The 23,061-nt window shown below is 60.8% G+C and carries 24 protein-coding genes; 17 read left to right on the plus strand and 7 right to left on the minus strand.

What is annotated here, in order from left to right; translation table 11 throughout:
• The first annotated feature begins 43 nt into the window (after positions 1-43).
• The 14 genes from AC2FNL_RS01395 (at position 44) to AC2FNL_RS01460 (ending at position 11,859) form a co-directional block, all read left to right on the plus strand.
• Entirely contained in the window at positions 44-505 is a 462-nt protein-coding gene (locus AC2FNL_RS01395; RefSeq protein ID WP_093963447.1) for an Lrp/AsnC family transcriptional regulator, read from the plus strand.
• Positions 506-563: 58 nt separating this feature from the next.
• Entirely contained in the window at positions 564-1,427 is an 864-nt protein-coding gene (locus tag AC2FNL_RS01400; protein WP_496831899.1) for a branched-chain amino acid aminotransferase, read from the plus strand.
• Positions 1,428-1,502: 75 nt separating this feature from the next.
• Positions 1,503-1,958, plus strand: coding sequence for a universal stress protein (locus AC2FNL_RS01405; protein ID WP_170342153.1), 456 nt, complete (start codon positions 1,503-1,505; stop codon positions 1,956-1,958).
• On the plus strand, positions 1,958-2,551 hold the full coding sequence (locus AC2FNL_RS01410) for a 2-hydroxychromene-2-carboxylate isomerase (RefSeq protein ID WP_496831902.1): 594 nt from the start codon (positions 1,958-1,960) through the stop codon (positions 2,549-2,551). The genes AC2FNL_RS01405 and AC2FNL_RS01410 overlap by 1 nt, the downstream gene beginning before the upstream one ends.
• A gap of 68 nt (positions 2,552-2,619) precedes the next feature.
• Positions 2,620-3,183: a NifU family protein gene (locus AC2FNL_RS01415; protein WP_093963451.1), complete on the plus strand. Its 564-nt coding sequence runs from the start codon at positions 2,620-2,622 to the stop codon at positions 3,181-3,183.
• Positions 3,173-3,763, plus strand: a complete 591-nt coding sequence (tsaB, locus tag AC2FNL_RS01420) for a tRNA (adenosine(37)-N6)-threonylcarbamoyltransferase complex dimerization subunit type 1 TsaB (RefSeq protein WP_496831904.1) — start codon at positions 3,173-3,175, stop codon at positions 3,761-3,763. Before AC2FNL_RS01415 ends, tsaB begins: the two co-directional genes overlap by 11 nt.
• Positions 3,760-4,173 (plus strand): ribosomal protein S18-alanine N-acetyltransferase, encoded by a 414-nt coding sequence (gene rimI / locus AC2FNL_RS01425; RefSeq protein WP_093963453.1) that lies wholly within the window; start codon positions 3,760-3,762, stop codon positions 4,171-4,173. Before tsaB ends, rimI begins: the two co-directional genes overlap by 4 nt.
• 159 nt (positions 4,174-4,332) lie before the next feature.
• The gene (locus AC2FNL_RS01430; protein ID WP_496831906.1) at positions 4,333-5,331 is read left to right on the plus strand and encodes a BMP family lipoprotein; all 999 of its coding nucleotides are present in this window, start codon (positions 4,333-4,335) and stop codon (positions 5,329-5,331) included.
• Between the two features lie 112 nt (positions 5,332-5,443).
• The gene (locus tag AC2FNL_RS01435; RefSeq protein ID WP_093963455.1) at positions 5,444-6,973 is read left to right on the plus strand and encodes an ABC transporter ATP-binding protein; all 1,530 of its coding nucleotides are present in this window, start codon (positions 5,444-5,446) and stop codon (positions 6,971-6,973) included.
• 1 nt (position 6,974) lies between these two features.
• Positions 6,975-8,069, plus strand: coding sequence for an ABC transporter permease (locus AC2FNL_RS01440; RefSeq protein ID WP_093963456.1), 1,095 nt, complete (start codon positions 6,975-6,977; stop codon positions 8,067-8,069).
• The gene (locus AC2FNL_RS01445) at positions 8,069-9,037 is read left to right on the plus strand and encodes an ABC transporter permease (RefSeq protein ID WP_093963457.1); all 969 of its coding nucleotides are present in this window, start codon (positions 8,069-8,071) and stop codon (positions 9,035-9,037) included. The genes AC2FNL_RS01440 and AC2FNL_RS01445 overlap by 1 nt, the downstream gene beginning before the upstream one ends.
• A 90-nt stretch (positions 9,038-9,127) precedes the next feature.
• Complete coding sequence (locus AC2FNL_RS01450; RefSeq protein ID WP_496831909.1) at positions 9,128-10,051, plus strand: sulfite exporter TauE/SafE family protein; 924 nt, start codon at positions 9,128-9,130, stop codon at positions 10,049-10,051.
• A 121-nt stretch (positions 10,052-10,172) separates the two neighbouring features.
• Positions 10,173-11,093 carry a sulfite exporter TauE/SafE family protein gene (locus AC2FNL_RS01455; RefSeq protein WP_093963459.1) on the plus strand — a complete coding sequence of 307 codons (921 nt, stop codon included), beginning with the start codon at positions 10,173-10,175 and terminating at the stop codon, positions 11,091-11,093.
• Complete coding sequence (locus AC2FNL_RS01460) at positions 11,080-11,859, plus strand: TIGR02186 family protein (RefSeq protein ID WP_170342165.1); 780 nt, start codon at positions 11,080-11,082, stop codon at positions 11,857-11,859. The genes AC2FNL_RS01455 and AC2FNL_RS01460 overlap by 14 nt, the downstream gene beginning before the upstream one ends.
• Positions 11,860-11,862: 3 nt before the next feature.
• Here AC2FNL_RS01460 and AC2FNL_RS01465 read toward each other — a convergent pair whose 3' ends face one another.
• The 6 genes from AC2FNL_RS01465 to AC2FNL_RS01490 all read right to left on the minus strand — a co-directional run bounded on the left by AC2FNL_RS01465 (position 11,863) and on the right by AC2FNL_RS01490 (position 18,759).
• The gene (locus tag AC2FNL_RS01465; RefSeq protein ID WP_496831912.1) at positions 11,863-12,591 is read right to left on the minus strand and encodes an SDR family oxidoreductase; all 729 of its coding nucleotides are present in this window, start codon (positions 12,589-12,591) and stop codon (positions 11,863-11,865) included.
• On the minus strand, positions 12,588-14,120 hold the full coding sequence (locus AC2FNL_RS01470; protein WP_496831914.1) for an ATP-dependent DNA helicase: 1,533 nt from the start codon (positions 14,118-14,120) through the stop codon (positions 12,588-12,590). Before AC2FNL_RS01470 ends, AC2FNL_RS01465 begins: the two co-directional genes overlap by 4 nt.
• A 51-nt stretch (positions 14,121-14,171) precedes the next feature.
• Complete coding sequence (locus tag AC2FNL_RS01475) at positions 14,172-14,810, minus strand: acyl-homoserine-lactone synthase (RefSeq protein ID WP_496831916.1); 639 nt, start codon at positions 14,808-14,810, stop codon at positions 14,172-14,174.
• Positions 14,811-14,892: 82 nt separating this feature from the next.
• Complete coding sequence (locus AC2FNL_RS01480; protein ID WP_093963464.1) at positions 14,893-15,612, minus strand: helix-turn-helix transcriptional regulator; 720 nt, start codon at positions 15,610-15,612, stop codon at positions 14,893-14,895.
• A 362-nt stretch (positions 15,613-15,974) separates the two neighbouring features.
• Positions 15,975-17,261 (minus strand): crotonyl-CoA carboxylase/reductase, encoded by a 1,287-nt coding sequence (gene ccrA, locus AC2FNL_RS01485; RefSeq protein ID WP_093963466.1) that lies wholly within the window; start codon positions 17,259-17,261, stop codon positions 15,975-15,977.
• A 112-nt stretch (positions 17,262-17,373) separates the two neighbouring features.
• Entirely contained in the window at positions 17,374-18,759 is a 1,386-nt protein-coding gene (locus AC2FNL_RS01490; RefSeq protein WP_496831919.1) for a 1-acyl-sn-glycerol-3-phosphate acyltransferase, read from the minus strand.
• Positions 18,760-18,905: 146 nt separating this feature from the next.
• On the opposite strand from AC2FNL_RS01490, the gene AC2FNL_RS01495 reads away from it, so the two are divergent.
• The 3 genes from AC2FNL_RS01495 (at position 18,906) to deoD (ending at position 22,033) form a co-directional block, all read left to right on the plus strand.
• The gene (locus tag AC2FNL_RS01495) at positions 18,906-20,873 is read left to right on the plus strand and encodes a protein meaA (RefSeq protein WP_496831921.1); all 1,968 of its coding nucleotides are present in this window, start codon (positions 18,906-18,908) and stop codon (positions 20,871-20,873) included.
• A 114-nt stretch (positions 20,874-20,987) separates the two neighbouring features.
• The gene (locus AC2FNL_RS01500) at positions 20,988-21,305 is read left to right on the plus strand and encodes an H-NS histone family protein (RefSeq protein WP_093963469.1); all 318 of its coding nucleotides are present in this window, start codon (positions 20,988-20,990) and stop codon (positions 21,303-21,305) included.
• A gap of 17 nt (positions 21,306-21,322) precedes the next feature.
• Entirely contained in the window at positions 21,323-22,033 is a 711-nt protein-coding gene (gene deoD, locus AC2FNL_RS01505) for a purine-nucleoside phosphorylase (RefSeq protein WP_093963470.1), read from the plus strand.
• A 29-nt stretch (positions 22,034-22,062) separates the two neighbouring features.
• On the opposite strand, the gene AC2FNL_RS01510 is transcribed toward deoD, so the two are convergent.
• A complete protein-coding gene (locus tag AC2FNL_RS01510) occupies positions 22,063-22,908 on the minus strand; it encodes an urea carboxylase-associated family protein (RefSeq protein WP_093963471.1) in 846 nt (281 codons plus the stop codon).
• Positions 22,909-23,061: the final 153 nt, after the last annotated feature.

The raw sequence follows: 23,061 nt of genomic DNA on the forward strand, positions 1-23,061 counted from the left end.
GCGATAATAATAATCTGAGCCGACAATTTTAGGGATTTTCCCCATGGATCAGATCGACCGCAAGATCGTGCGCGCGCTGCAGCAGGACGGGCGCATAACCGTTCTGGACCTGGCCGAAAAGGTGGGCCTTTCGCCCACACCCTGCGCGCGACGCCTGGACCGCCTGCGCCGCGACGAGGTGATCACCGGATATTCGGCGCAGGTCGACCCCGAGAAGCTGGGCTTTGGCGTCACGATTTTCGTGTCTGTCGAACTTGAGAAACAGGACCGCAACGCCATCGACGCTTTCGAACGCGCCATTTTGCGCTGTGATGAAGTGATGGAGTGTTACCTCATGACCGGCTCGCGCGACATCCTGCTGCGCGTCGTGGCGCGTGACCTGACCGCCTTTGACGCGTTTCTGGAAAACCGGTTAATGCAGATTCCCGGCATCCGCAACCTGCGCTCCAACTTCGCCCTGCGCGCAATGGTCAAGCGCGACGTGTTGCCTATGGCGACGGGATAATCTGCTGGACCTCAGGCGCGCGCGCTCCTACGGTTCGGCGGAATTGACGGAGGGCAAAATGGCAGTCGGCAAGAATATCCGCACTTATTTCGATGGCAAATGGCACGATGGCGATGCCCCGATCATGCGGGCTGCGGACCACGGGGCCTGGTTGGGTTCGTCAGTGTTTGACGGAGCCCGCCGATTTGATGGCATGACCCCGGATCTGGCCGCTCATTGCGACCGGGTGAACCGCTCGGCCGAGGCGCTGATGCTCACTCCGACCGTGACCACCGAACAGATGGTCGAACTGATCCGCGAAGGTCTTGAAGCTTACCCGACCGAGGCCGCCGTCTACATTCGCCCTATGTACTGGGGGATCGACGGAGACGCGACGGCGATCGTGCCGCAGGCTGACAGCACAGGCTTTGCCATCTGCCTCGAAGAAATCCCGATGGCGCCCGAGGCGGCCTCGGTCACGCTGACGACCACCCGCTTCCGCCGCCCGGTTCTGGAAAGCGCGGTAGTCAACGCCAAGGCCGGGTGCCTTTATCCAAACAACGCCCGAATGCTGGCGGAAGCACGATCCAAGGGGTTCTCAAACGCATTGGTGACCGATGCCATGGGCAACGTGGCAGAAACCGCAACGGCCAACATCTTCATGGCCAAGGATGGCGAGGTGTTTACTCCGGCACCGAACGGCACCTTCCTTGCAGGCATCACCCGTGCGCGGCACATCGACAATCTGCGGCGCGACGGTGTGACGGTTCACGAAACTGTTCTGACCTTCGACGATTTTCACGACGCGGACGAAGTGTTCATGTCCGGCAACATGAACAAGGTCACGCCCGTGACCGCACTGGACGACACGCAATATCAGATTGGCCCTATCACGCGCCGCACGCGCGCGCTCTACTGGGACTGGGCGGCCAGCAACCAATAAGCGAAGGCCCGTCGCGGCCCGAGTTGCCAGACACCGAATGCTCGGGCATGATCCCGAAAACCGAAGAGGACATTCATGCGCAAGTTCCTTGTAGTTCTTGACGATAGCCGCGAGTGCCTGAACGCCATGCGTTTCGCCGCGATGCGTGCTGCGCATACGGGCGGGGGGGTGACCATCCTCTCGGTCATTCCTCCGGACGAGTTCAATCACTGGATCGGCGTGGCCGAAGTGATGCGGGAGGAAGCCCGCGAGCGTATCCATGCGCATTTCGAGGTATTTGCAAAGTGGATGCGCGACAAGCAGGGGATCGAGCCGGAACTGGCGATCCGCGAGGGTGAGCCCGTTCCGCAGATCATCGAGCATGTCCGCTCGGATCCCGAGATCGGCGTCCTTGTTCTGGGTGCGGGTACCGACAAGAAGGGCCCGGGTCCACTGGTCACTCAGTTGACGCGGAATTCCGGCAGCTTGCCGATTCCGATCACCATCGTTCCGGGCGACCTGAGCAAGGAGAAGCTCGAAGAGATCACCTGATGCCCGCCACCCTGCACTTCTGGTTCGATTTCGCCTCGACCTATTCCTACCTCAGCGCCATGCGGGTCGAACGGGACGCGGCAGCCTGCGGCGTGCAGGTGGACTGGCAGCCATTCCTTCTGGGTCCCATTTTTGCCGAGCAGGGGTGGAAAACCTCGCCGTTCAACATCTATCCGGCCAAGGGGCGGTACATGTGGCGCGACATGGAACGGCTATGCCGGCAGCGTGACCTGCCCCTGACCCAACCTGCCGAGTTTCCGCAAAACGGCCTGAAGGCTGCACGCCTTGCCCTTGCCATCCCACAAGGTGAAGCGCGCGCGGCATTCTCCGGCGCCGTTTTCGCCGCACAATTTGGCCAAGGCCTTAATGTTTCGGAAGAGCCTGTCCTGCGCAGCGCCCTGTCCGCCGCCGGCGTCCCCGAGGACATGATCGACCGAACCGCAGACGCTGACATCAAGAGTTCTCTGTTTGAACAGGTTGCCCGCGCCAAATCGCTGGGGATCTTCGGCGCCCCCAGTTTTGTCGTGGATGAGGAGCTTTATTGGGGCGATGACCGGCTGGACATGGCAATCCGACAGGCCGCAGCTATTTAGAACCGTTCCAAATCTTGACTTCCCGGCCACTGACGCGCATATCAGAGCCAACTGATACGGAGCGCGCCATGTTCATCCAGACCGAATCCACGCCCAACCCGGCCACGCTGAAATTCCTGCCCGGTCAGACCGTGCTCGAGGCCGGTACAGCGGATTTCCCGACTGCCGAAGCCGCGCAGAACTCGCCTCTGGCGCAGCGCATCTTTGCGGTCAGCGGTGTGACCGGAGTTTTCTTCGGCAATGACTTCGTGACCGTCACCAAAGACGACGGCGTGCAGTGGGACCACATCAAACCCGCCATCCTGGGCGCCGTGATGGAGCACTACCAGTCCGGCCAGCCGGTGATGGGGGCCGGGGTGGAAACCGCGTCCGGTCATGCTGAACATTCGGGTGAGGACTCGGAAATCGTCAACCAGATCAAGGAATTGCTGGACAGCCGCGTGCGCCCCGCCGTGGCGCAGGACGGCGGTGATATCACCTTCCACGGCTTTGACCGCGGCGTCGTCTACCTGCATATGCAAGGCGCCTGCGCTGGGTGCCCGTCCTCAACGCTGACCCTGAAGATGGGAATCGAGAACCTGCTCCGCCATTACATCCCCGAGGTGACCGAGGTTCGCCCTGTTGCCGTCTGATCAAACAATTCTGGCATTTGACACATCGGCCGCGCATTGCGCGGCCGCTTTGCTGCGCGGGCCAGACATCGTCGTGAGCCGCGCCGAAACCATGACCCGCGGCCAGGCGGAATGCCTGATGCCTCTGCTTCAGGACATCCTGGCAGAAGGCGGGGTTTCTTGGGCGGATATCGACGCGATCGGTGTCGGGACGGGTCCGGGCAATTTCACAGGAATTCGCATCTCGGTCTCTGCCGCCCGAGGGCTGGCGCTTGGATTGAACAAGCCGGCAATCGGCGTTTCGGGCCTTGAAGCCTTGGCGGCCTTGGCACCCGAAGGGCAGATCCCAGCCATTCCAGCCCCCCGCGACCAAGTTTATGTGCAAGCGCCCGACAGGACGCCGCAACTGATGACGCAGGAAGAGGCAGAATCACTTGGCGCCCTGTTTTTGTGCGACGATGCGAATGCAGTCGTCCGGGCCATCGCCCGGATTGCTTCTGGACGTGTTGACCTTGTGTCAGATCCCCCTGCCCCCCTGTACGTTCGTGCAGCAGACGCCGCCCCGTCGCGCGATACGCCGCCGCCTTTGCTGGACCCATGACCCCACAGGAAATGGCCGAGACCCACGGCGCGGCTTTCACCCAGTCCCGCCCATGGACCGCTGATGAATTTGCTGAGCTTCTTACCAACCGCTTCATCCATGTCGTTGGAAACAAAACAGCATTTGCCTTGATCCAGGTCATCGGCGACGAGGCCGAGCTGCTGACCATCGCGACGCACCCCGATCACCAGCGGCAGGGTCTGGGCCGCGTCTGCATGCAGGCATGGCACGACAGGGCTCGCGATCTGGGTGCGCGCCGGGCGTTTCTTGAGGTGGCATCGGACAACGCGGCCGCCATTGCACTCTACCAAAGTTGCGGCTATGCGCGCTGCGGTCTTCGGCCGGGATATTACCGACGCGGCAAGGCTGACAAAGTAGATGCAATCTTGATGGAGCGCGCGCTACCCTGACGAAAGCCGGGCATTTCTGAGACCAAATGGTCAAAAAGCGGTTGACCATGGCTGTTTCAGACGGCCTTAATTGCCGCTATCACAGCAGTTCTGCTCGCTCTGAGCGGGGCTGGGCAAAAGCCCCTGCCCCGAAGCCATAAAAAACAACGGGAGTATATGATGACCCTGATGAAATCCTTGATGGGCGCGGCCGCCGCGTTTGCACTGACCGCAGGAGCGGCGCTGGCCGAACCAGCGATCATCTTCGATCTGGGCGGCAAGTTCGACAAATCGTTCAACGAAGCAGCCCATAACGGCGCCAAGCGCTGGGCCGACCAGACCGGCAAGTCTTATCGCGAAATCGAGCTGCAGTCGGAAGCGCAGCGCGAACAAGCCCTGCGTCGTTTCGCTGAAGCCGGTGCAAACCCGATCATCACCATGGGCTTTGCCATGGCTGATCCGCTGGCCGCCGTCGCACCTGACTATCCCGACACCAAGTTCGTCGCCGTCGACGTCAGCTGGCTGGACGCGCCGAACATCCGCCAGGTCTCGTTCGCCGAGCATGAAGGCTCGTACCTGGTCGGCATGATGGCCGCGATGGCATCCAAGTCGGGTACCGTCGGCTTCATCGGCGGCATGGACATTCCGCTGATCCGGCACTTTGGTTGCGGCTACGCCCAGGGCGCAAAGGCCGTAAACCCTGACATCAACGTCGTCGCCAACATGACCGGCACCACCCCGGCCGCATGGAACGACCCGGTGAAGGGCTCTGAGCTGACCAAAGCTCAGATCAGCCAAGGCGCTGACGTGATCTACGCCGCCGCAGGCGGTACCGGCGTCGGTGTTCTGCAGACCGCGGTCGACGAAGGCATCCTGTCGATCGGCGTGGACAGCAACCAGAACCACCTGCACCCGGGCAAGGTCCTGACCTCGATGCTCAAGCGCGTGGATGTGGCCGTTTATGACGCCATGAAAGCAGGCGAAGATGTCGAGACCGGCAAGTTCACCATGGGGCTGGCACAGGACGGTGTCGGCGTTGCCATGGATGAAAACAACGCCTCGCTGGTAAGCGACGAGATGAAGGCCGCCGTCGAAAAGGCGCGCCGCGACATCATCGACGGCAATGTCACCGTCGTCAGCTACTACGAGAACGACAGCTGCCCGGCACTGCAGTTCTGATATCGCGCAGGGCGGGGGAAACCTCCCGTCCCGCATCCACTCATGCCGCTGTTTCGCCACGACCGAATTATTGCGAAATCAGCGCAGCTTCTACGGCAATCGAGGACAAGACATGACAGTCCCCGCCATCGAGCTCAAAGGGATTTCCAAAGCCTTTGGGCCAGTTCAAGCGAACAAGGACATCTCGATCAGCGTCGCCCCCGGCACGATCCACGGGATCATCGGTGAAAACGGTGCGGGCAAATCCACGCTGATGAGCATTCTGTACGGCTTCTACAAGGCCGACAAAGGTGAAATCTGGATCAACGGTAAAAAGACCGACATCCCCGACAGCCAGGCCGCGATCGCCGCGGGCATCGGCATGGTCTTTCAGCATTTCAAGTTGGTCGAGAATTTCACCGTTCTGGAAAACATCGTTCTGGGCGCGGAAGATGGCGGGCTGCTGGCCCCCTCGCTGGCCAAGGCCCGAAAAGAGCTGAAAGAGCTCGAGGAAGAATACGAGCTGTTCGTGGACCCCGACAAGCGCATCGACGAGATCGGCGTGGGAATGCAGCAGCGGGTCGAAATCCTCAAGGCGCTGTATCGCAAGGCGGAGATCCTGATTTTGGACGAACCCACCGGGGTGCTGACCCCGGCCGAGGCCGACCAGCTGTTCCGCATCCTCGACCGGCTGCGCGCCGAAGGGAAGACCATCATCCTGATCACCCACAAGCTGCGCGAGATCATGGAAGCCACCGACACAGTGTCGGTGATGCGCCGCGGACAGATGACCGCAACGGTCAAGACCGCCGAGACCAACCCCGAGGAACTGGCCGAGCTGATGGTCGGGCGCAAGGTTCTGTTGCGCGTCGACAAGGTGCCGGCCAAACCCGGCAAGCCCATATTGGAAATCGAGAACCTGCGGGTGACGGATTCGGCGGGCGTCGAGCGCGTCAAAGGTATCGACCTGACCGTCCGCGCGGGCGAGATCGTGGGCATCGCAGGCGTCGCCGGCAACGGGCAGTCCGAGCTGCTCGAAGTGTTGGGCGGGATGCGCCCGGGATCAGGCGTGATCAAACTGAATGGTACGCCTCTGGCGCTCAGCGGACCCGAGGCCGACGGTCAGGCCCGGCGCGCCCAAGGCATCGCCCATGTGCCCGAAGACCGGCAACGCGAAGGTCTGATCATGGACTTCCACGCCTGGGAAAACGTGGCCTTCGGCTATCACCGCGACCCCGCCTATCAGCGCGGGATTTTCATGAACAACGCCGCACTGCGCGCCGACACAGAACGCAAGATCGAGAAATTCGACGTGCGTCCGCCTAATGGCTGGCTGTCGGCCAAGAACTTTTCGGGTGGAAATCAGCAGAAGATCGTGGTTGCACGCGAAATCGAGCGGAACCCCGATTTGCTGTTGGTGGGCCAGCCGACCCGCGGCGTGGACATCGGCGCGATCGAGTTCATTCACAAGCAGATCGTCGCCCTGCGCGATCAGGGCAAGGCGATCCTGCTGGTCTCGGTCGAGTTGGAAGAGATCTTCTCTCTGTCCGACCGGATTGCAGTGATGTTCGACGGACATATCATGGGCGAGCGCCTGCCCCATGAAACGGATGAAAAAGAACTGGGCCTTTTGATGGCCGGTGTTGCGGGGGAGGCCGCGTAACATGGATAAGATGCCCAAATGGGCCGACGTCATTCTGATCCCGCTCATCAGTCTGATCCTGGCCGCAATCCTGTCGACACTGGTCATTCTGGCCATTGGCGAAAACCCGGTCGAGGCGGTGAACCTGATGGTCACCGGCGCGCTGGGGTCGACCTATGGCTGGGGTTATACCCTGTATTATGCCACCAACTTCATGTTCACCGGCCTTGCGGTTGCAGTGGCCTTTCACGCGCGTCTGTTCAACATCGGTGGCGAGGGTCAGGCCATGTTGGGCGGACTGGGCGTAGCCATGGTGTGCCTCTATGTGCCGTGGCCGCATTGGAGCATCGCTCTGCTGGCTGCGATGGCCGCCGGCATGCTGTTCGGCGCGGCTTGGGCTGCGATACCGGCCTATCTGCAGGCCAAGCGCGGCAGCCATATCGTGATCACCACGATCATGTTCAACTTCATCGCTGCGGCGCTGCTGAACTACATGCTGGTCAACGTGATGCGACCGGCCGGCTCGCAGGACCCGGCGACCGCCCGCTTTGCCGAGGCGGTACATCTGCCCACCCTGCACGAGATGCTGGCCCCGATCGGGATCAACTTCTCCAAGGCGGCTCCGGCCAACATCTCGCTGATCATCGCGGTCATCGCCTGCATCGTAGTCTGGGCGCTGATCTGGCGCACTCGCCTGGGCTATGAAATTCGGGCTTATGGGCATTCGGAAACCGGTGCGGTCTATGCCGGTATCTCACCGGTGCGCATCACCATCGTGGCGATGCTGATTTCGGGCGCTCTGGCGGGCCTGATGGCAATCAACAACGTCATGGGTGAGGCCGAGCGGCTGGTTCTGAACTCGACCGAGGGCGCGGGCTTCATCGGCATCGCGGTGGCCCTGATGGGCCGCTCGCACCCGTTCGGCGTATTCCTCGCGGCCATCCTGTTTGGCTTCCTCTATCAGGGGGGCGCTGAACTGGCCCTGTGGACCTCGATCCCGCGCGAACTGATCGTGGTGATCCAGGCACTGGTGATCCTTTTCACCGGGGCGCTGGACAACATGGTCCGCATGCCGCTTGAAAAGCTGTTCCTGGCCCTGCGGAAGGAGACGAACTGATGGAGTTGTTCCTGACGATCGTCCAGGTTTTGGACTCGACCATTCGCCTGGCCACGCCGCTGCTGCTGGCCTGTCTGGCCGGCTTGTATTCGGAACGCGCTGGCATCTTCGACATCGGGCTGGAAGGCAAGATGCTGATGGCGGCATTCTTTTCGGCCGCCGTTGCCGCGGTCACCGGGTCGGTATGGCTGGGCCTGCTGGCCGGCATCGCATCGTCCTTGGCGCTGTCTGGCCTGCACGGGCTTGCCTCGATCACGTTCCGGGGCAACCAGCTGATTTCCGGTGTCGCCATCAACTTTCTGGCTGCCGGCATGACCGTGCTGGTGGCGCAGGACTGGTTCCAGCAAGGCGGCCGCACGCCGTCGCTGTTCGGAGGCGGCCGGTTCGAGCCAATCAACTTCCCCTTCGCCGAGGCACTGAGCGGTGTGCCGATCATCGGCCCCATCTATGCCGAGCTGCTCTCAGGCCACTCGATTCTTGTTTACGTGGCGTTCCTGATGGTGCCCGCCACCTGGTGGGTGCTGTTCCGCACCCGCTTTGGCCTGCGCCTGCGCGCCGTGGGTGAAAACCCGGCGGCAGTGGACACCGCGGGCGTCTCGGTGGTGGGGCTTCGCTACGCGGCCGTCGCCATCTGTGGCGTGCTATGTGGCATCGCCGGGGCCTATTTGGCTACCGCGTTGCAGGCAGGGTTCGTCAAAGACATGACGGCCGGCCGGGGCTTTATCGCACTGGCCGCACTGATCTTCGCCAAGTGGCGGCCGTGGCACGCCATGTGGGCGTGTTTGCTGTTCGGGCTGCTGCAGGCGGTTGCTTTGCGGTTCCAGAATATCGACCTGGGCGGCATCATAATCCCCGTTCAGGTCATGGACGCGCTGCCCTATATTCTGACCGTGGTGATCCTGGCGGGTTTCGTCGGCAAAGCGGTCCCGCCAAGGGCCGGTGGCGAGCCCTATGTGAAAGAGCGCTGATAAGGCCAGTTCAGGACTGCTTTTCAGTCCTGTTTGCTGCAAAGCGGCATGCAGAGTTGATTTTGCATGCCGCAAGCGCTCTAAGAGGGTATGCACGTCTACCTTCCCATAGCCGAAGTATCCGTTAGCCCGTTTGTCCTGCTGGCGATTGGTGTTTCTGTGGGCGTTCTGTCCGGCATGTTCGGAGTGGGAGGCGGTTTTCTGATCACGCCACTGCTGTTTCTGATCGGTATTCCGCCGGCGGTCGCCGTGGCAACATCGGCCAACCAGGTCGTGGCATCCTCATTTTCGGGGCTGATGGCACATCTCAAGCGCAGGACCGTAGACCTGAAGATGGGATCGGTTCTGCTGGGTGGCGGCCTGCTGGGCGCGACGCTGGGGATGCTCGTCTTCAACTATCTCAAGCATTTGGGGCAGGTCGATCTGGCGGTCCAGCTGTGTTACGTCGTGTTTCTTGGCCTCATCGGCACCTTGATGTTCGTTGAGAGCCTGCGTGCAATCCGCCGGTCACGAGCAGCGGGCGGCACCCCACCGACCGCACGTCGCCAACGCACCTGGGTTCATGCACTGCCGTTCAAAATGCGGTTCCGCGAGTCAAGCCTGTACATCTCGGTCATTCCACCCATCCTGGTCGGCTTTGGCGTCGGAATCCTGTCGGCCATCATGGGCGTTGGCGGCGGGTTCATCATGGTTCCGGCAATGATCTATATCCTGGGAATGCCAACAAAGGTGGTGATCGGAACCTCGCTGTTTCAGATCATTTTCGTGGCCGGGTTCACGACGATGATACACGCTTCGACCAACTACAGCGTGGATATCGTGCTGGCCTTGTTCCTGTTGATCGGGGGTGTCGTTGGAGCCCAGTTCGGCAGCATGGTCGGCGCCCGGTTGAAGGCTGAGCAGCTGCGGGTTTTGCTGGCGGTACTGGTCATGATCGTGGCCGGAAAAGTCGGGCTGGAACTGATCGTGGCTCCGACAGAATACTATTCGCTATCTGAATTGGCGGGGGTTTGACCGTGACCAGTTTTTCCCTCGAAACCGCCGTGTACTCGCCAGTGCATTCCCTCGCCCAACGCAGCGCACCCACCTTTGATCGTTGTAACCAGTCCACCGCAGCACGGATCGGCTAGACCACATGCATATCTACCTGCCTATCGCCGAAGTTTCCGTAAACGCCTTTCTGCTGCTTGGCCTCGGCGGCATGGTGGGAATCCTGTCCGGCATGTTCGGTGTCGGTGGCGGCTTTTTGATGACCCCGCTGCTGTTCTTTATCGGCATTCCACCCGCCGTTGCCGTGGCAACCGAGGCGAACCAGATCGTTGCCTCGTCATTCTCGGGCGTGCTGGCGCATTTCCGAAGAAAGACGGTCGATCTGAAGATGGGCACGGTCCTTCTTGTGGGTGGTCTGATTGGCGCCGCCGTGGGCGTTGTCTTCTTCAACTATCTCAAAAGCCTGGGTCAGGTCGATCTGCTGGTCAAGCTTTGCTATGTCGTCTTTCTGGGCGTCATTGGCGGGCTGATGTTCTTTGAAAGCCTCAATGCACTGCGCAGGTCCCGAAAAGCCGGTGCAGTCCCTGTCAAACGGCGCCAGAGGGGGTGGATCCACGCCCTGCCGTTCAAGATGCGGTTCCGGACCTCGGGGCTGTATATCTCAGTCATCCCGCCGGTGCTTGTCGGCCTGTTCGTCGGCGTGTTGTCGGCGATCATGGGCGTGGGCGGCGGGTTCATCATGGTGCCCGCCATGATCTACCTGCTGGGAATGCCAACCAAAGTGGTTGTGGGGACATCCCTTTTCCAGATTATTTTCGTCACTGGCTTCACCACCATGCTGCACGCCACGACCAACTTTACGGTCGATATCGTGCTGGCTGTCCTACTGTTGGTTGGCGGGGTGATCGGGGCTCAGATCGGGACCGTGCTGGGGGCACGCATCCCGGCCGAGCAGCTGCGCGTTCTGCTGGCCGCTCTTGTTTTGGCGGTTTGCGGCAAGCTGGCCCTGGATCTTTTGTTGCAACCAGCCGAGCTCTATTCGCTTGGCACCGATGGGGGGCATTGACGTGTTGCGCTGGTTCATCGCCTTTGTGTTCCTGACCATCCCCGTCCACGCTGCGGATGAGCAGGTCGTTCTTGGCCTCAGCCAGGATCGCGTAGCCATCACCGCCGATTTCGATGGATCCGAGATTCTGATCTTTGGCGCCGTCAAGCGCGAAGCGCCGATCCCGCCCGGCCCTCCGCTTGAGGTGATCGTGGCAGTCGCGGGCCCGTCCGAGCCGGTCATGGTGCGGCGCAAGGAAAAGAAATTCGGCATCTGGGTGAATACCGACAGCGTTCTGGTCGATTCCGCACCCAGCTTCTACGCAGTCGCCACAAGCGCGCCGTTCACGGACATCATCACCGACACCGAAGACCTGCGCTATCGCATCTCGATCCGGCGCGCGATCCGGTCCGTCGGGGCGGCCATGCATATCCGGGAGGCGCAGAATTTCGCCCGGGCTGTCGTCAGGATCCGCGAGGATGAGGGCCTGTATTCGATCCGTGAGAACACGGTTGCCGTGGATGAGCAAACGCTATTCCGCACCTCCATCGAGATGCCGGCCGACCTGACCGAAGGCGACTACCTGACCCGCATCTTCCTGATGCGGAATGGCGAAGTCATTTCGCAGTTCGAGACGGTTATCGACGTTCGGAAAGTCGGGCTCGAGCGGTTTCTCTACAACATGTCGCGCCAACAGCCGGTCTGGTACGGGTTGATGTCCCTTGTCATTGCCATCGCCGCAGGCTGGGGCGCTTCGACGGCTTTCCGACTGCTGCGCGAAAACTGACCGCTACCCGCGCCCTATATACGGCATCGTCGTTGCCATCACGGTCATGAACTGGACGTTGGCTTCGGGCGGCAGGCTGGCCATGTGCAGGACCGAGCGCGCGGCATCTTCGACCGCCATCGTCGGATCAGGCTCTCGCCCTTCAGCAACCGCCCTATCGACCAGGGTCTGCACCATCTGGGTTCTGTCATTCCCGATGTCGATCTGCCCACAGGCGATCCCATGGGCTCGGCCGTCAAGCGACAGGCTTCGTGTCAGCCCGGTTATCGCGTGTTTGGTGGCGGTGTAGTGCACCGAATTCGGGCGCGATACATGTGCCGCGATCGAGCCGTTGTTGATGATGCGGCCCCCCTTGGGCACCTGTCTGCGCATCAGGCCAAAGGCCGCGCGGGCGCACAGAAACATCCCGTTCAGGTTCACGTTGACGCTCTGATACCAGTCGTCCAGCGCGATCTCGTCGATCGTGCCTGCGGGCGCGAAAATACCCGCGTTGTTGAACAGAACATCCAACCGTCCAGCCTGCGCCTGAAATTCATCGAATGCCGCCGACACCGCTTGGGGGTCGGTTACGTCGGCCACCAGGGGAATGGCGTTTTTGCGCGTTGCGGCCATCTGGCTCAGCTTGTCCGCACTGCGCGCCAGCAGGCCGACCTTCCAACCCTGGTCCAGAAACAGCTCGGCCGTCGCCCGCCCAATGCCCGAACTTGCCCCGGTTACAATGATCGTCCTCACGTCTCCTCCGCCTCCAGCGTAAGTTTTGCGGCCGAGACCGCGCGCAGGTCGTGAACCCGCAACGGGTGGCTTGGTTTGGACAGCCGGTTGCGCACCACCCAGATCAGCCGCTCTTGCGCGCGGGTGATGGCCACATAGGCCAGCCGTTTCCACAGGGGTTGCCCGGCCTCGGTCCGGCCCATGCGGGCGGCGGCATAAAGGTCAGGGGCAAAGACCTGCACCGTGTCCCATTGCGAGCCTTGCGCCTTGTGGATCGTCACGGCGGCCCCATGCAAAAACGTGGCCCCCATGCGCGCGGCAAAGGGGATGAACGGCTCTTCCTCGTCCGGTTTTTCGATCTGCACGATCGAGGCGGCGCTGACCTGTGGGTCTTCGGCCCCCATGACGTGCAGCCGCGAGAACCCCGGCTTGCGCCCCGGCCCCAGATAGATCACCTGCGCCCCCTTGATCAGCCCGCGCGCCTCGAGGTCGAGCCGCTTCTTGCGGTGCTTCAGCGGCAGCTCGATCCCGTCGCAGATCAACGGTTCGCCTTCCAACAGCTCGGTTTCGGGGGCCCCATGCACCTGGCGGAAGGCCTGGATCAGCCGGATACGCGTCGCGTTCCGCCAGACCAGAACCGGGCTGCGGGCCATAAGATCGACCTCGACCCGCTGGCCCCAGACCACGCGGTCATCCGTGCGGGCGGTCTGCTCGACAAGGCGTTCGAAATCCTCGAACCCCATGACCGGATCGGCCAGCGCATGGGCAAGATCCAGAATGGGGTTGTCGGCCTCTTGCCGGTGCACCCGGTGCAGGATCAGCTTGCGCGGTTCCGGCAAAGCATCGAACACCATCGACCCGGACTGGTTCACCGGTGCCAACTGCGCCGGGTCGCCGAACAGCAGCAGGGTGGGAAAGATCTCTTTGAGATCCTCGAACTGCCGGTCATCCAGCATCGAAGCCTCATCGACGAACCCGATATCCAACGGCTCGTCGCGCCGTTTCCAGCCGGTGATAAAATCCGATCCGCGTAGGCCGGCGGCGGCAAGGGCACCGGGGATGGACTTGTTGTTGGCGTAAAACGCGGCCGCGCGGTCCAGCGCCTCGTCGGTCAGGCCTTCGATCTCGGGGCGGTCGTCATTGCCGGCCAGCCATTCGGCGATCCGCTCGTATTCCGGATCATAGACGGGTGTGTAGAGAATCCGGTGAATGGTGGTGGCCGGAACACCGCGCAACCGCAGCACACTGGCGGCCTTGTTGGTCGGGGCCAGAATGGCAAGGCTGCGCTTGTCCTTCGATTTGCGGCTTTCATAATCGCCCGAGACGATCTGAACTCCGGTCTCGGCCAGCGCCTTGTAGAGTTCGGCCAACAGCAGGGTTTTGCCCGACCCGGCCTTGCCGATCACCGCCATCACGCCCGATTCGCCCTGGCCGGGCAGCTTGAGCAGCGCATCGTCTTCCAGGTCCACGCCTGCGGTTTTCAGCATCTGGGCAATGCTGTCGAACGCGGCAGCCTGATCTTCGGAAAAAGTTACCTTGGGCAGAGACATGGCGCGACCCTACAGGGCCGCGCCAACCTGCGCCAGATGCGGAATTCAACGTCAGGCAGACAGTGCGAACCGATGCCGCGCGGCGGACCCGAACGCCGTCTTGAACCACAATCGCGACAGCTCACGCGGGATGCCCGCCCGCTCGGCCACGCGGTTGCAATCGTCAGCGGAATAGGGCCAAAGACCGACCGAGATCTGGTCACGGCCCGCCCCCTCCGAGCCCAAGACCACCGGTGAGGAACCGATCAGCCGATAGATACGGATCATCCTTGCATCAAAGACCCCGGCGATGTGGGTCAGACCGAAGCCTTCCATGATCTCTCCCCCACTCAGCATGATTGCCCCGGCCGTGTGTGGATGAGCGGTGCGGGACAGGCAGAACCGTGTCACTTCCCAGATCAGCGGGCTGCGGATTGGGCTGCCGCCCGTCAGATGCCCGAACACCTCGTTTATCATGACAGGGCCAGTCGTGGGCAATACCCGCATCGATCCGCCGTGACTGCCGTCCGGCTCTTCCCAGATGACATACAGCGGGTTCAGATCATCATACTGATCCCGTTCCTCTCCTTTGAAATTGACATGAACATCCCATCCCAGGCGGGTTTTGAATTGATCGGCGCGGTCGCGAAACATCCCCTCGGCCAATTTTGGATATTTATGAAGCTCGTCAGCGTAAACATAACGCAGCATGACTTTTCCCCTTGTCGTCCAGTGCTGGAACGAAGGGGGTACAAAGTCGTGGTTAATTTCCCGTGTGGCCCTCGCACGGGCCTTAAACCACTATTAATCCTCTGCTGAGGGCAGTGGCGATAGCATGGGTTGTATTCAGAGCACCCAGCTTGGACCGGGCGCTTTCAATATAGACACGCAATGTGTGCTCGGAAATAGACAAGGAGTGCGCGACCTGCGCCCGGCTGTAGCCCAAGGCCAGCAGCGTCATCGCGTCGATCTCGCGCGGAGAGAGGCCGCGCGCGGATTCAGGTCTTCGGTCCTGCTCGAAATCCAATGCTTTGCGGTTGAAGTAGTGGGCGAACAGTATCAACTCACGGCTGTAGGTCACGATGAAGGCTTCCCAAGCCTCGTCGCTGCAACTGTGGTTGACAGTAAAAAGCGCGAACTGGCCATTCGGCCCACGAATTGGGATCGAATAGCCCTGATTGCCGACACCATGATCCAAAGCATCTTGCAGAAAGGCTTTGGCGACCTTGCCGGACCAGTTCAGAGATTTCCAGTTGACCGGATGAAACCGCTGGAAGCAGCCCAGGATTACGGGATCTATTCGGTGATAGTTGCGCTCACGGTATCGATCGGCCCAGGCATCCGGATAGGTGGTGTAGCCATATTGATCGCCAGCGCCATCGACCCAGTGATAGACGATGTGATCGACCTTCAGTTTGTCCCTGATGCGGACAGCAACCGCACCCAGCTCGTCAAGCGTGCTGGTGTTTTCCAAATCCTCCAGGATCTGGCTCAAATCGAACTGTGTTCCCATTCGACGGCGCTTTTGCCTCATCGTTCAGGGACGCAATTTCGGCCGCGGCGATCAGCCTGGTGTCGTCAAGCTGCTCGGCCAGCGCGGTCAACCCATTCGCAACGGCGAAGGCGTTGAGGTCCGACAATACGTCCAGTATCCACTCATTTCGCGCCATCATGGTCTCTCCGAAACAGTTAACGAAGGGTTAACACAACCATAACATGTACGCTGTTTTCTTGCCTATTCACTGCTTTCTACTCCCCAAAAACAGCGGGTCCCAAATGTGCATGGTATTGAAAAACAATATCCCATCTTCCGAACGCAAAACGCCCGCGAACCGTCCAAGCGATTCGCGGGCGCTTGCTTTCAAAGCGCGGTGATCAACCGCGGGCGTCCAGAACCTCTTCCAAGGTCCGCATGCCCGTACGCGGGGCCTGAACCAAGACAGACATGTTGCCCGGCTTGTGCTCGTTCCGCATCATTTTCATGTGCGCCTCGGGCAGTTCTTTCCAAGTGAACACTTCGGACATGCAGGGATCGAGACGCCGCTCCAGCATCAGCCGGTTTGCAGCGGACGCCTGCTTTAGGTGCGCGAAATGCGAACCCTGCAGACGCTTCTGGTGCATCCACATGTACCGAACGTCAAAGGTCAGGTTGTAGCCGGTGGTCCCGGCGCAGATCACGACCATGCCGCCTTTTTTGACGACAAAGGTCGAGACCGGGAAGGTGCTCTCGCCGGGGTGTTCGAACACCATGTCGACGTTCACGCCCTTGCCCGTGATGTCCCAGATCGCCTTGCCGAACTTGCGGGCCTCTTTGAACCACTCGGCATATTCAGGCGTGTTTACCGTGGGCAACTGGCCCCAGCAGTTGAAGTCCTTGCGGTTGATGACGCCCTTGGCGCCCAGCCCCATGACGAAGTCGCGCTTGCTTTCGTCCGAGATCACGCCGATCGCGTTGGCGCCAGCCGTATTGATCAGCTGGATCGCATAAGAGCCCAGCCCCCCCGACGCGCCCCAAACCAGAACATTCTGGCCCGGTTTCAGGTCATGCGGTTCATGCCCGAACAGCATCCGATAGGCGGTGGCCAGCGTCAGCGTGTAGCAGGCGCTTTCCTCCCAGGTCAGGTGCTTGGGGCGCGGCATCAGCTGCTGTGCCTGCACGTTGGTAAATTGCGCAAACGACCCATCGGGCGTTTCATAGCCCCAGATCCGCTGGCTGGGCGAATACATCGGGTCGCCGCCGTTGCACTCTTCATCGTCGCCATCGTCCTGGTTGCAGTGGATCACGACCTCGTCGCCGACCTTCCAGCGTTTCACCTTGTCGCCCACCGCCCAGACGATGCCCGAAGCATCCGATCCGGCAATGTGATACGGGGCCTGGTGACCATCGAAGGGGCTGATCGGCTTGCCGAGCGAGGCCCAGACGCCGTTGTAATTGACGCCTGCCGCCATCACCAGAACCAGCACTTCGTGGCTGTCCAGCTTGGGCACATCGACCACTTCCAACTGCATTGCAGTGTCGGGCTCACCGTGGCGCTCCTTGCGGATGGCCCATGCATACATCTGTTTGGGCACATATCCCATCGGAGGGATTTCACCCATCTCGTAGAGGTCTTTTTCCGGTGCCTCGTAGGACGCGATGCCGCCGTCGGTGTCCAAAGCCATTGTGGCCTCCTCTGTCAAACATGTTCGCCGCGACGCAGAATCGCGCGCTTCATAGGCTGGAATATTGGCCTACGAGTAATTTTGCAACCCATTTCGGACCATTATTGAAATTTTATGACCCAGCGGCCGCAGAAATTTCTTTTGCACTCGCAGAACCATCCGGGTCTTCGCCGATGGGCGCTGAGGCCGCATAATACTTCATCAAATCCAGCCGCTCGACCGATGGCGACAGCATACCGTTGTTTCTGCTCAGTATTCGACGTTCGACCAGTTGTTCGATCGCTGGCGGGATGGCTTTCAGATCTTCGTCCGTGGCGCCCTCCCGGCGCATCAGCTCGGCGATCCGTGACTGAACGTCAGACTCGGAGATGGTGCCGTTTTCTCGAACGAGCCAACACGCGGCGGGCGCTGGAACCAAAGGAATCGCCCGGCCAATCCGGCGCATCAGTTCTCGGGCCAGATCCGTCATCAAGTCCGGGCCAGCTTGTTCGCGGAACTCCTGCAGCGAAATGGGCAGGCCGTATCGAACCGAGGCAAGACCGAACCGTTTGTAACGCCCGATGACACGGCGCCATATCTGTTTCAGGCTCCACCTTGTGATCACGCCGATCCGCGCGCGGAACCGCCGTTCGCTGCCCAGGGCGGCGGCGGTCAGAATCGTATCCTCCAGCACCCGGTCATAGTTCAGCGCAACCGGCACGAACACCACATCCCGCCCATCGGGGCTGGTGCCGTCGATGATGTATTTCAGCAGTCCCAGTTTGGGTCGCCCCAAAGACCCGGTGAGGCTCAGACCGCCCTCGGGGAACATCGCCTGCGTCACACCGGCATTGGTGGCCAGGCGCACATAGCTGGCCAGAACCTGCCGGTAGAGTTCGCTGCCGGACTTGCGCCGGATGAAATAGGCTCCCATCGCGCGGATCAACCGGCTGAGCGGCCAGACCCGTGCCCACTCGCCCACCGCATAGGACAGCGCCGACTGTTGCGCGGCCAAATAGGTCACCAGAACATAATCCATGTTGCTCCGGTGATTCATCACAAAGACCACGGTTGCTTTGGGGTCGATCTCCTTCAATGCGGCCTCGTCCTCGTGGCTGAGGCGGACATCGTAGAACGCGTTGCTCAACCACCGTGCCAACCGAATGGCAAAGCTGAAATACATGAAGGCTGAAAACGACGGGACGATTTCCCGGGCGTATCGCCGGGCCTGCTCGAACGCGACCGCTTCGGGGATTCCATGTTCTTCGGCGTGGTGCTGAACAGCCTGACCAACCTGCGGGTCATAGATCAGGCGTTGGATCATGTCATGACGCTCGGCCAGTTTGAACGGCTGGATCGGCCGTTGCAGGCGCTGGTTCAACCGTTCAACAGCCCGTTCAAGCCGGCGGCGAAAGAACCAGCGCACCGACGGGAACAGGAAATGCGAGGCGAAGGTGACCGCGGCAAACACCACGATCAGAACAAACAGCCAAATCGGTAACTCAACGGTCTGCGTCATGCCCGCACAGTGCCATCAAACCGCCGCTGTCACAATCGGCAGCACGCCGTACATGCCGCAACGCAGCGAATTGACATGTGCTGAAAATTGCGCTTTAGAACCCATGAGAGAAATATTGTTACCCATTGACGCATGAGGCTCTGACCATGACGCAGACGCAGAAAGACCGCCCCTGGCTCATCCGAACCTATGCCGGTCATTCCACGGCCAAGGCCTCGAACGCACTGTACCGGTCCAACTTGGCCAAAGGGCAGACCGGCCTGTCGGTGGCCTTCGATCTGCCGACGCAGACCGGATACGACAGTGATCACACCCTGGCCCGGGGCGAGGTCGGCAAGGTCGGTGTGCCGGTCTGCCACCTGGGCGACATGCGGGTGCTGTTCGACCAGATCCCGCTGGAGCAGATGAACACGTCGATGACTATCAACGCCACAGCCCCTTGGCTGCTGGCGTTGTATATCGCGGTGGCGGAGGAACAGGGCGCGAATGTGTCCAAGCTGCAGGGCACGGTGCAGAATGACCTGATCAAGGAATACCTGAGCCGCGGCACTTATGTCTGCCCGCCCAAACCCTCGCTCAAGATGATCGCGGATGTTGCCGAGTACTGTTATTCGAACGTACCGAAATGGAACCCGATGAACGTGTGTTCCTATCACCTGCAAGAGGCCGGCGCGACGCCCGAGCAGGAGCTCGCCTATGCGCTGGCCACCGCCATCGCGGTTCTGGACGAGCTGCGCCCCCGCGTTCCGGCCGAGGACTTTGCGGCGCTGTGCGGCCGTATCTCGTTCTTCGTGAATGCGGGCATCCGGTTTGTCACCGAAATGTGCAAAATGCGGGCCTTTGTCGACCTCTGGGATGAAATCCTGCAACAACGTTATGGGGTGGAAAACCCCAAGTTCCGCCGATTCCGCTATGGCGTTCAGGTCAACTCGCTGGGCCTGACCGAGCAGCAGCCCGAGAACAACGTCTATCGCATCCTGATCGAGATGCTAGCCGTGACCCTGTCGAAAAAGGCGCGTGCCCGGGCGGTGCAGCTGCCCGCCTGGAACGAGGCCTTGGGCCTGCCGCGCCCGTGGGACCAGCAATGGTCGATGCGAATGCAACAAATCCTGGCCTATGAGACAGACCTGCTGGAATATGACGACCTGTTCGACGGCAACCCGGTGGTCGATGCCAAAGTCGAGGAACTGAAGCAGGGCGCCCGGGCCGAGCTGGCCAATCTGGAGTCGATGGGCGGTGCGGTTGCGGCGATCGACTACATGAAATCGCGGCTGGTGGATTCCAACGCCGAGCGGCTCAACCGGATCGAGCGCAATGAGACCATCGTCGTCGGCGTGAACCGCTGGACCGAGGGTGAGCCCTCGCCGCTGCAGACCGAGGATGGCGGGATCATGGTCGTCGATCCGGCGGTCGAACAGGAACAGATCGATCGCCTGAACGTCTGGCGTGCCGCCCGCGATGACGCCGCCGTGGTCGCGGCGCTGGCCGATCTGCGCGCCGCCGCGCAATCGGGCGCCAACATCATGGAGCCCTCGATCGCCGCGGCCAAGGCCGGTGTCACCACCGGCGAATGGGCAGAAGAGATGCGCCGCGTCTTTGGCACCTATCGCGGCCCGACGGGCGTTTCGGGGTCGGTCTCGAACAAGACCGAAGGCTTGGACGACCTGCGGGCGGCGGTGGATGCGGTCAGCGACCGCCTGGGGCGTCGCCTGAAATTCCTGGTCGGCAAGCCGGGTCTGGACGGTCATTCCAACGGCGCCGAACAGATCGCCTTCCGCGCCCGCGATTGCGGCATGGACATCACCTATGACGGCATCCGCCTGACCCCCGACGAAATCGTCGCTTCGGCCATCGAGCAGCAAGCCCATGTGATCGGCCTGTCGATCCTGTCGGGCAGCCACCTGCCGCTGGTTCAAGAAGTGATGACACGCCTTCGAGAAGCAGGTCTGGGTGATATTCCAGTTGTCGTCGGAGGCATCATCCCGGACGAGGATGCGGATCGCCTCAGATCGATGGGTGTTGCCAAAGTCTATACGCCCAAGAATTTCGAGCTGAATGCCATCATGGGGGATATTGTTTTGCTGGCCGATCCAAAAACGCTGGCCGCGGAATAATCGCCCAGAATTAATTCCATTGCCCATTTCGTTTAAAGAATGGCCATTGATTGGGATTCTCCGTAACGTTGCCTGATGAGTAATAAATGAATCAGGTGGGTACGGAGAACGACAATGGGCATAAATCTGGACAAGCTGTCGCGTAAGGAATTGCTTGAATTGCGCGATCAGGTCGATAAGGCGCTGGAAAACGCTGAGGCCAGAGAGCGTCAGGAAGCATTGATGGCCGCTGAAAAAGCAGCTGCCGCTTATGGGTTTTCCTTGTCCGACTTGGCATCTCAGCCCACGCGGTCCGGCAAGGGATCGAAAGCCAAAGCAAAATATCGCAATCCGGCCGATCCGACGCAAACCTGGACGGGGCGTGGGCGTAAACCAAAATGGGTCCACGAAGCGCTGAAAGCCGGTGCAGATATTTCCGATCTGGAAATCTGAACGGGAAAAGTATCAAAATGACAATTCACATAGGCGCCGAAAAAGGTGAAATCGCCGAAACCGTGCTTTTGCCGGGTGATCCGTATCGTGCGAAATGGGCTGCCGAAACTTTTCTGAGCAATGTGCGGCAAGTCAACGATGTCCGCGGGATGCTGGGTTTCACCGGCGAGTGGAAAGGAAATCCGGTCACCATTCAGGGCAGCGGAATGGGAATGCCGTCGCTGTCCATTTACGTAAATGAATTGATCCGGGACTACGGTGCGGAAACCCTGATCCGCATCGGGTCTTGCGGCAGTATGCAGGAAAACGTGAAGGTCCGGGATGTAATCCTGGCCATGACGTCAACGACGCTCAGCACCCCGTCCCGGGGCATCATGAAAGAGCTCAACTTTGCGCCTTGTGCAGATTGGGGCCTGCTGCAGGCGGCCGCCAAGGCAGCCGAGGCCAAGGACACTGCAACCCATATCGGCGGCATCTATTCGTCTGACGTGTTCTATGACGAACGCCCCGACCTGAACGAACAGATGGTGCGCCACGGAATCCTGGGTGTCGAAATGGAGGCAGCCGAGCTGTATATCCTGGCCGCGAGGCACAAATGCCGGGCTCTGGCGGTTCTGACCGTGTCCGATCACCTCCTGACCGGCGAGGCCTTGCCCTCATCCGAGCGCCAGAGCAGCTTTGGCGACATGGTGGAAATCGCGCTGCAGGCGGCGTTCCCGAACGCCTGACACAAACCGGTCCGGGTCACCCCCGGGCCTCAGCGCCCATGCGTACGGTCATAGCCATTGGGCGCCGGACTTTGCCAACCGCTCAGCGTGCCTTCGGCAGGTGCAAAAACCTCGACCAACAGCGGGTGACAGGCGGCCGTATCCGACGAGTGTTCGGACGAGCAATCCCCACCCGGACAGGCGCTGAGGTCACCCAGAAGGTCGATTTCCGCGAAAAACTCCAAATAGTCACCCGGTCGAACCGGTGAAGCCTTCATAAAATACTGCCCCGTATCGCGGGTAAAGCCGGTACACATGAATACGTTCAACACGTCGTGCACCAAACGCTCGGCTACTGGTATTTCCAGACCAGTATGATCAGCCAGCGCCCGGGTCAGGTTGGAGTGGCAGCAATGGTGGTATTGAGTGCCCGACAGCAGGTTTCCAGTATAGGGATCGCAACGCGTTCCGATCACGTCATGCACCGACCCGCCGTATTGATCGATTCCGTACCAATCCAAGGTGTCCGCAACGATCGTGGCCATCGGGCGCAGAAAGGGAAAGCTGGACCATAGCCGCTCGCCGGTCGTGACATGGGTGCCATGCAATGCACGCGTCTTGCCCGAATAGAAACGTTCGTTCAGGTCGTGCAGGTTCCACAGGTTCAGGTCGCCGACCTGCGGGCCTTCGACCGAGGTGATCCGAAAGAAGTGCCCGGCCGGCACCTCAAAGCAGCGGGCATCACGTGGCGGCACCAGAACTTCGGCTGTCTTTCGCGCGCTCTTTCGGGCGTCCAGCAGCAGGTCAAGGTCAACGCTGGGCAGGGTGTCATTTGGGTAGCAAATGACCGGAGCGATCCCGCGGCGGGCGGCGGCATCCGAAGGAGGATTTGGCATTCTGCATCTTTCCGCTGTTTTGCGCAGATTGACCCAGAATGACCTTTGGGAAAACCCCGTTTCCCTCAGGCAAGAAGGCTTATTTCCGTTCACATCGCGTGGGCTGCGTCTCGGAGACGGAAACCGCCCCGCAATACGCGCAACTCCACGTGC

Source organism: Ruegeria sp. CRTD044 (genome assembly GCF_059613485.1).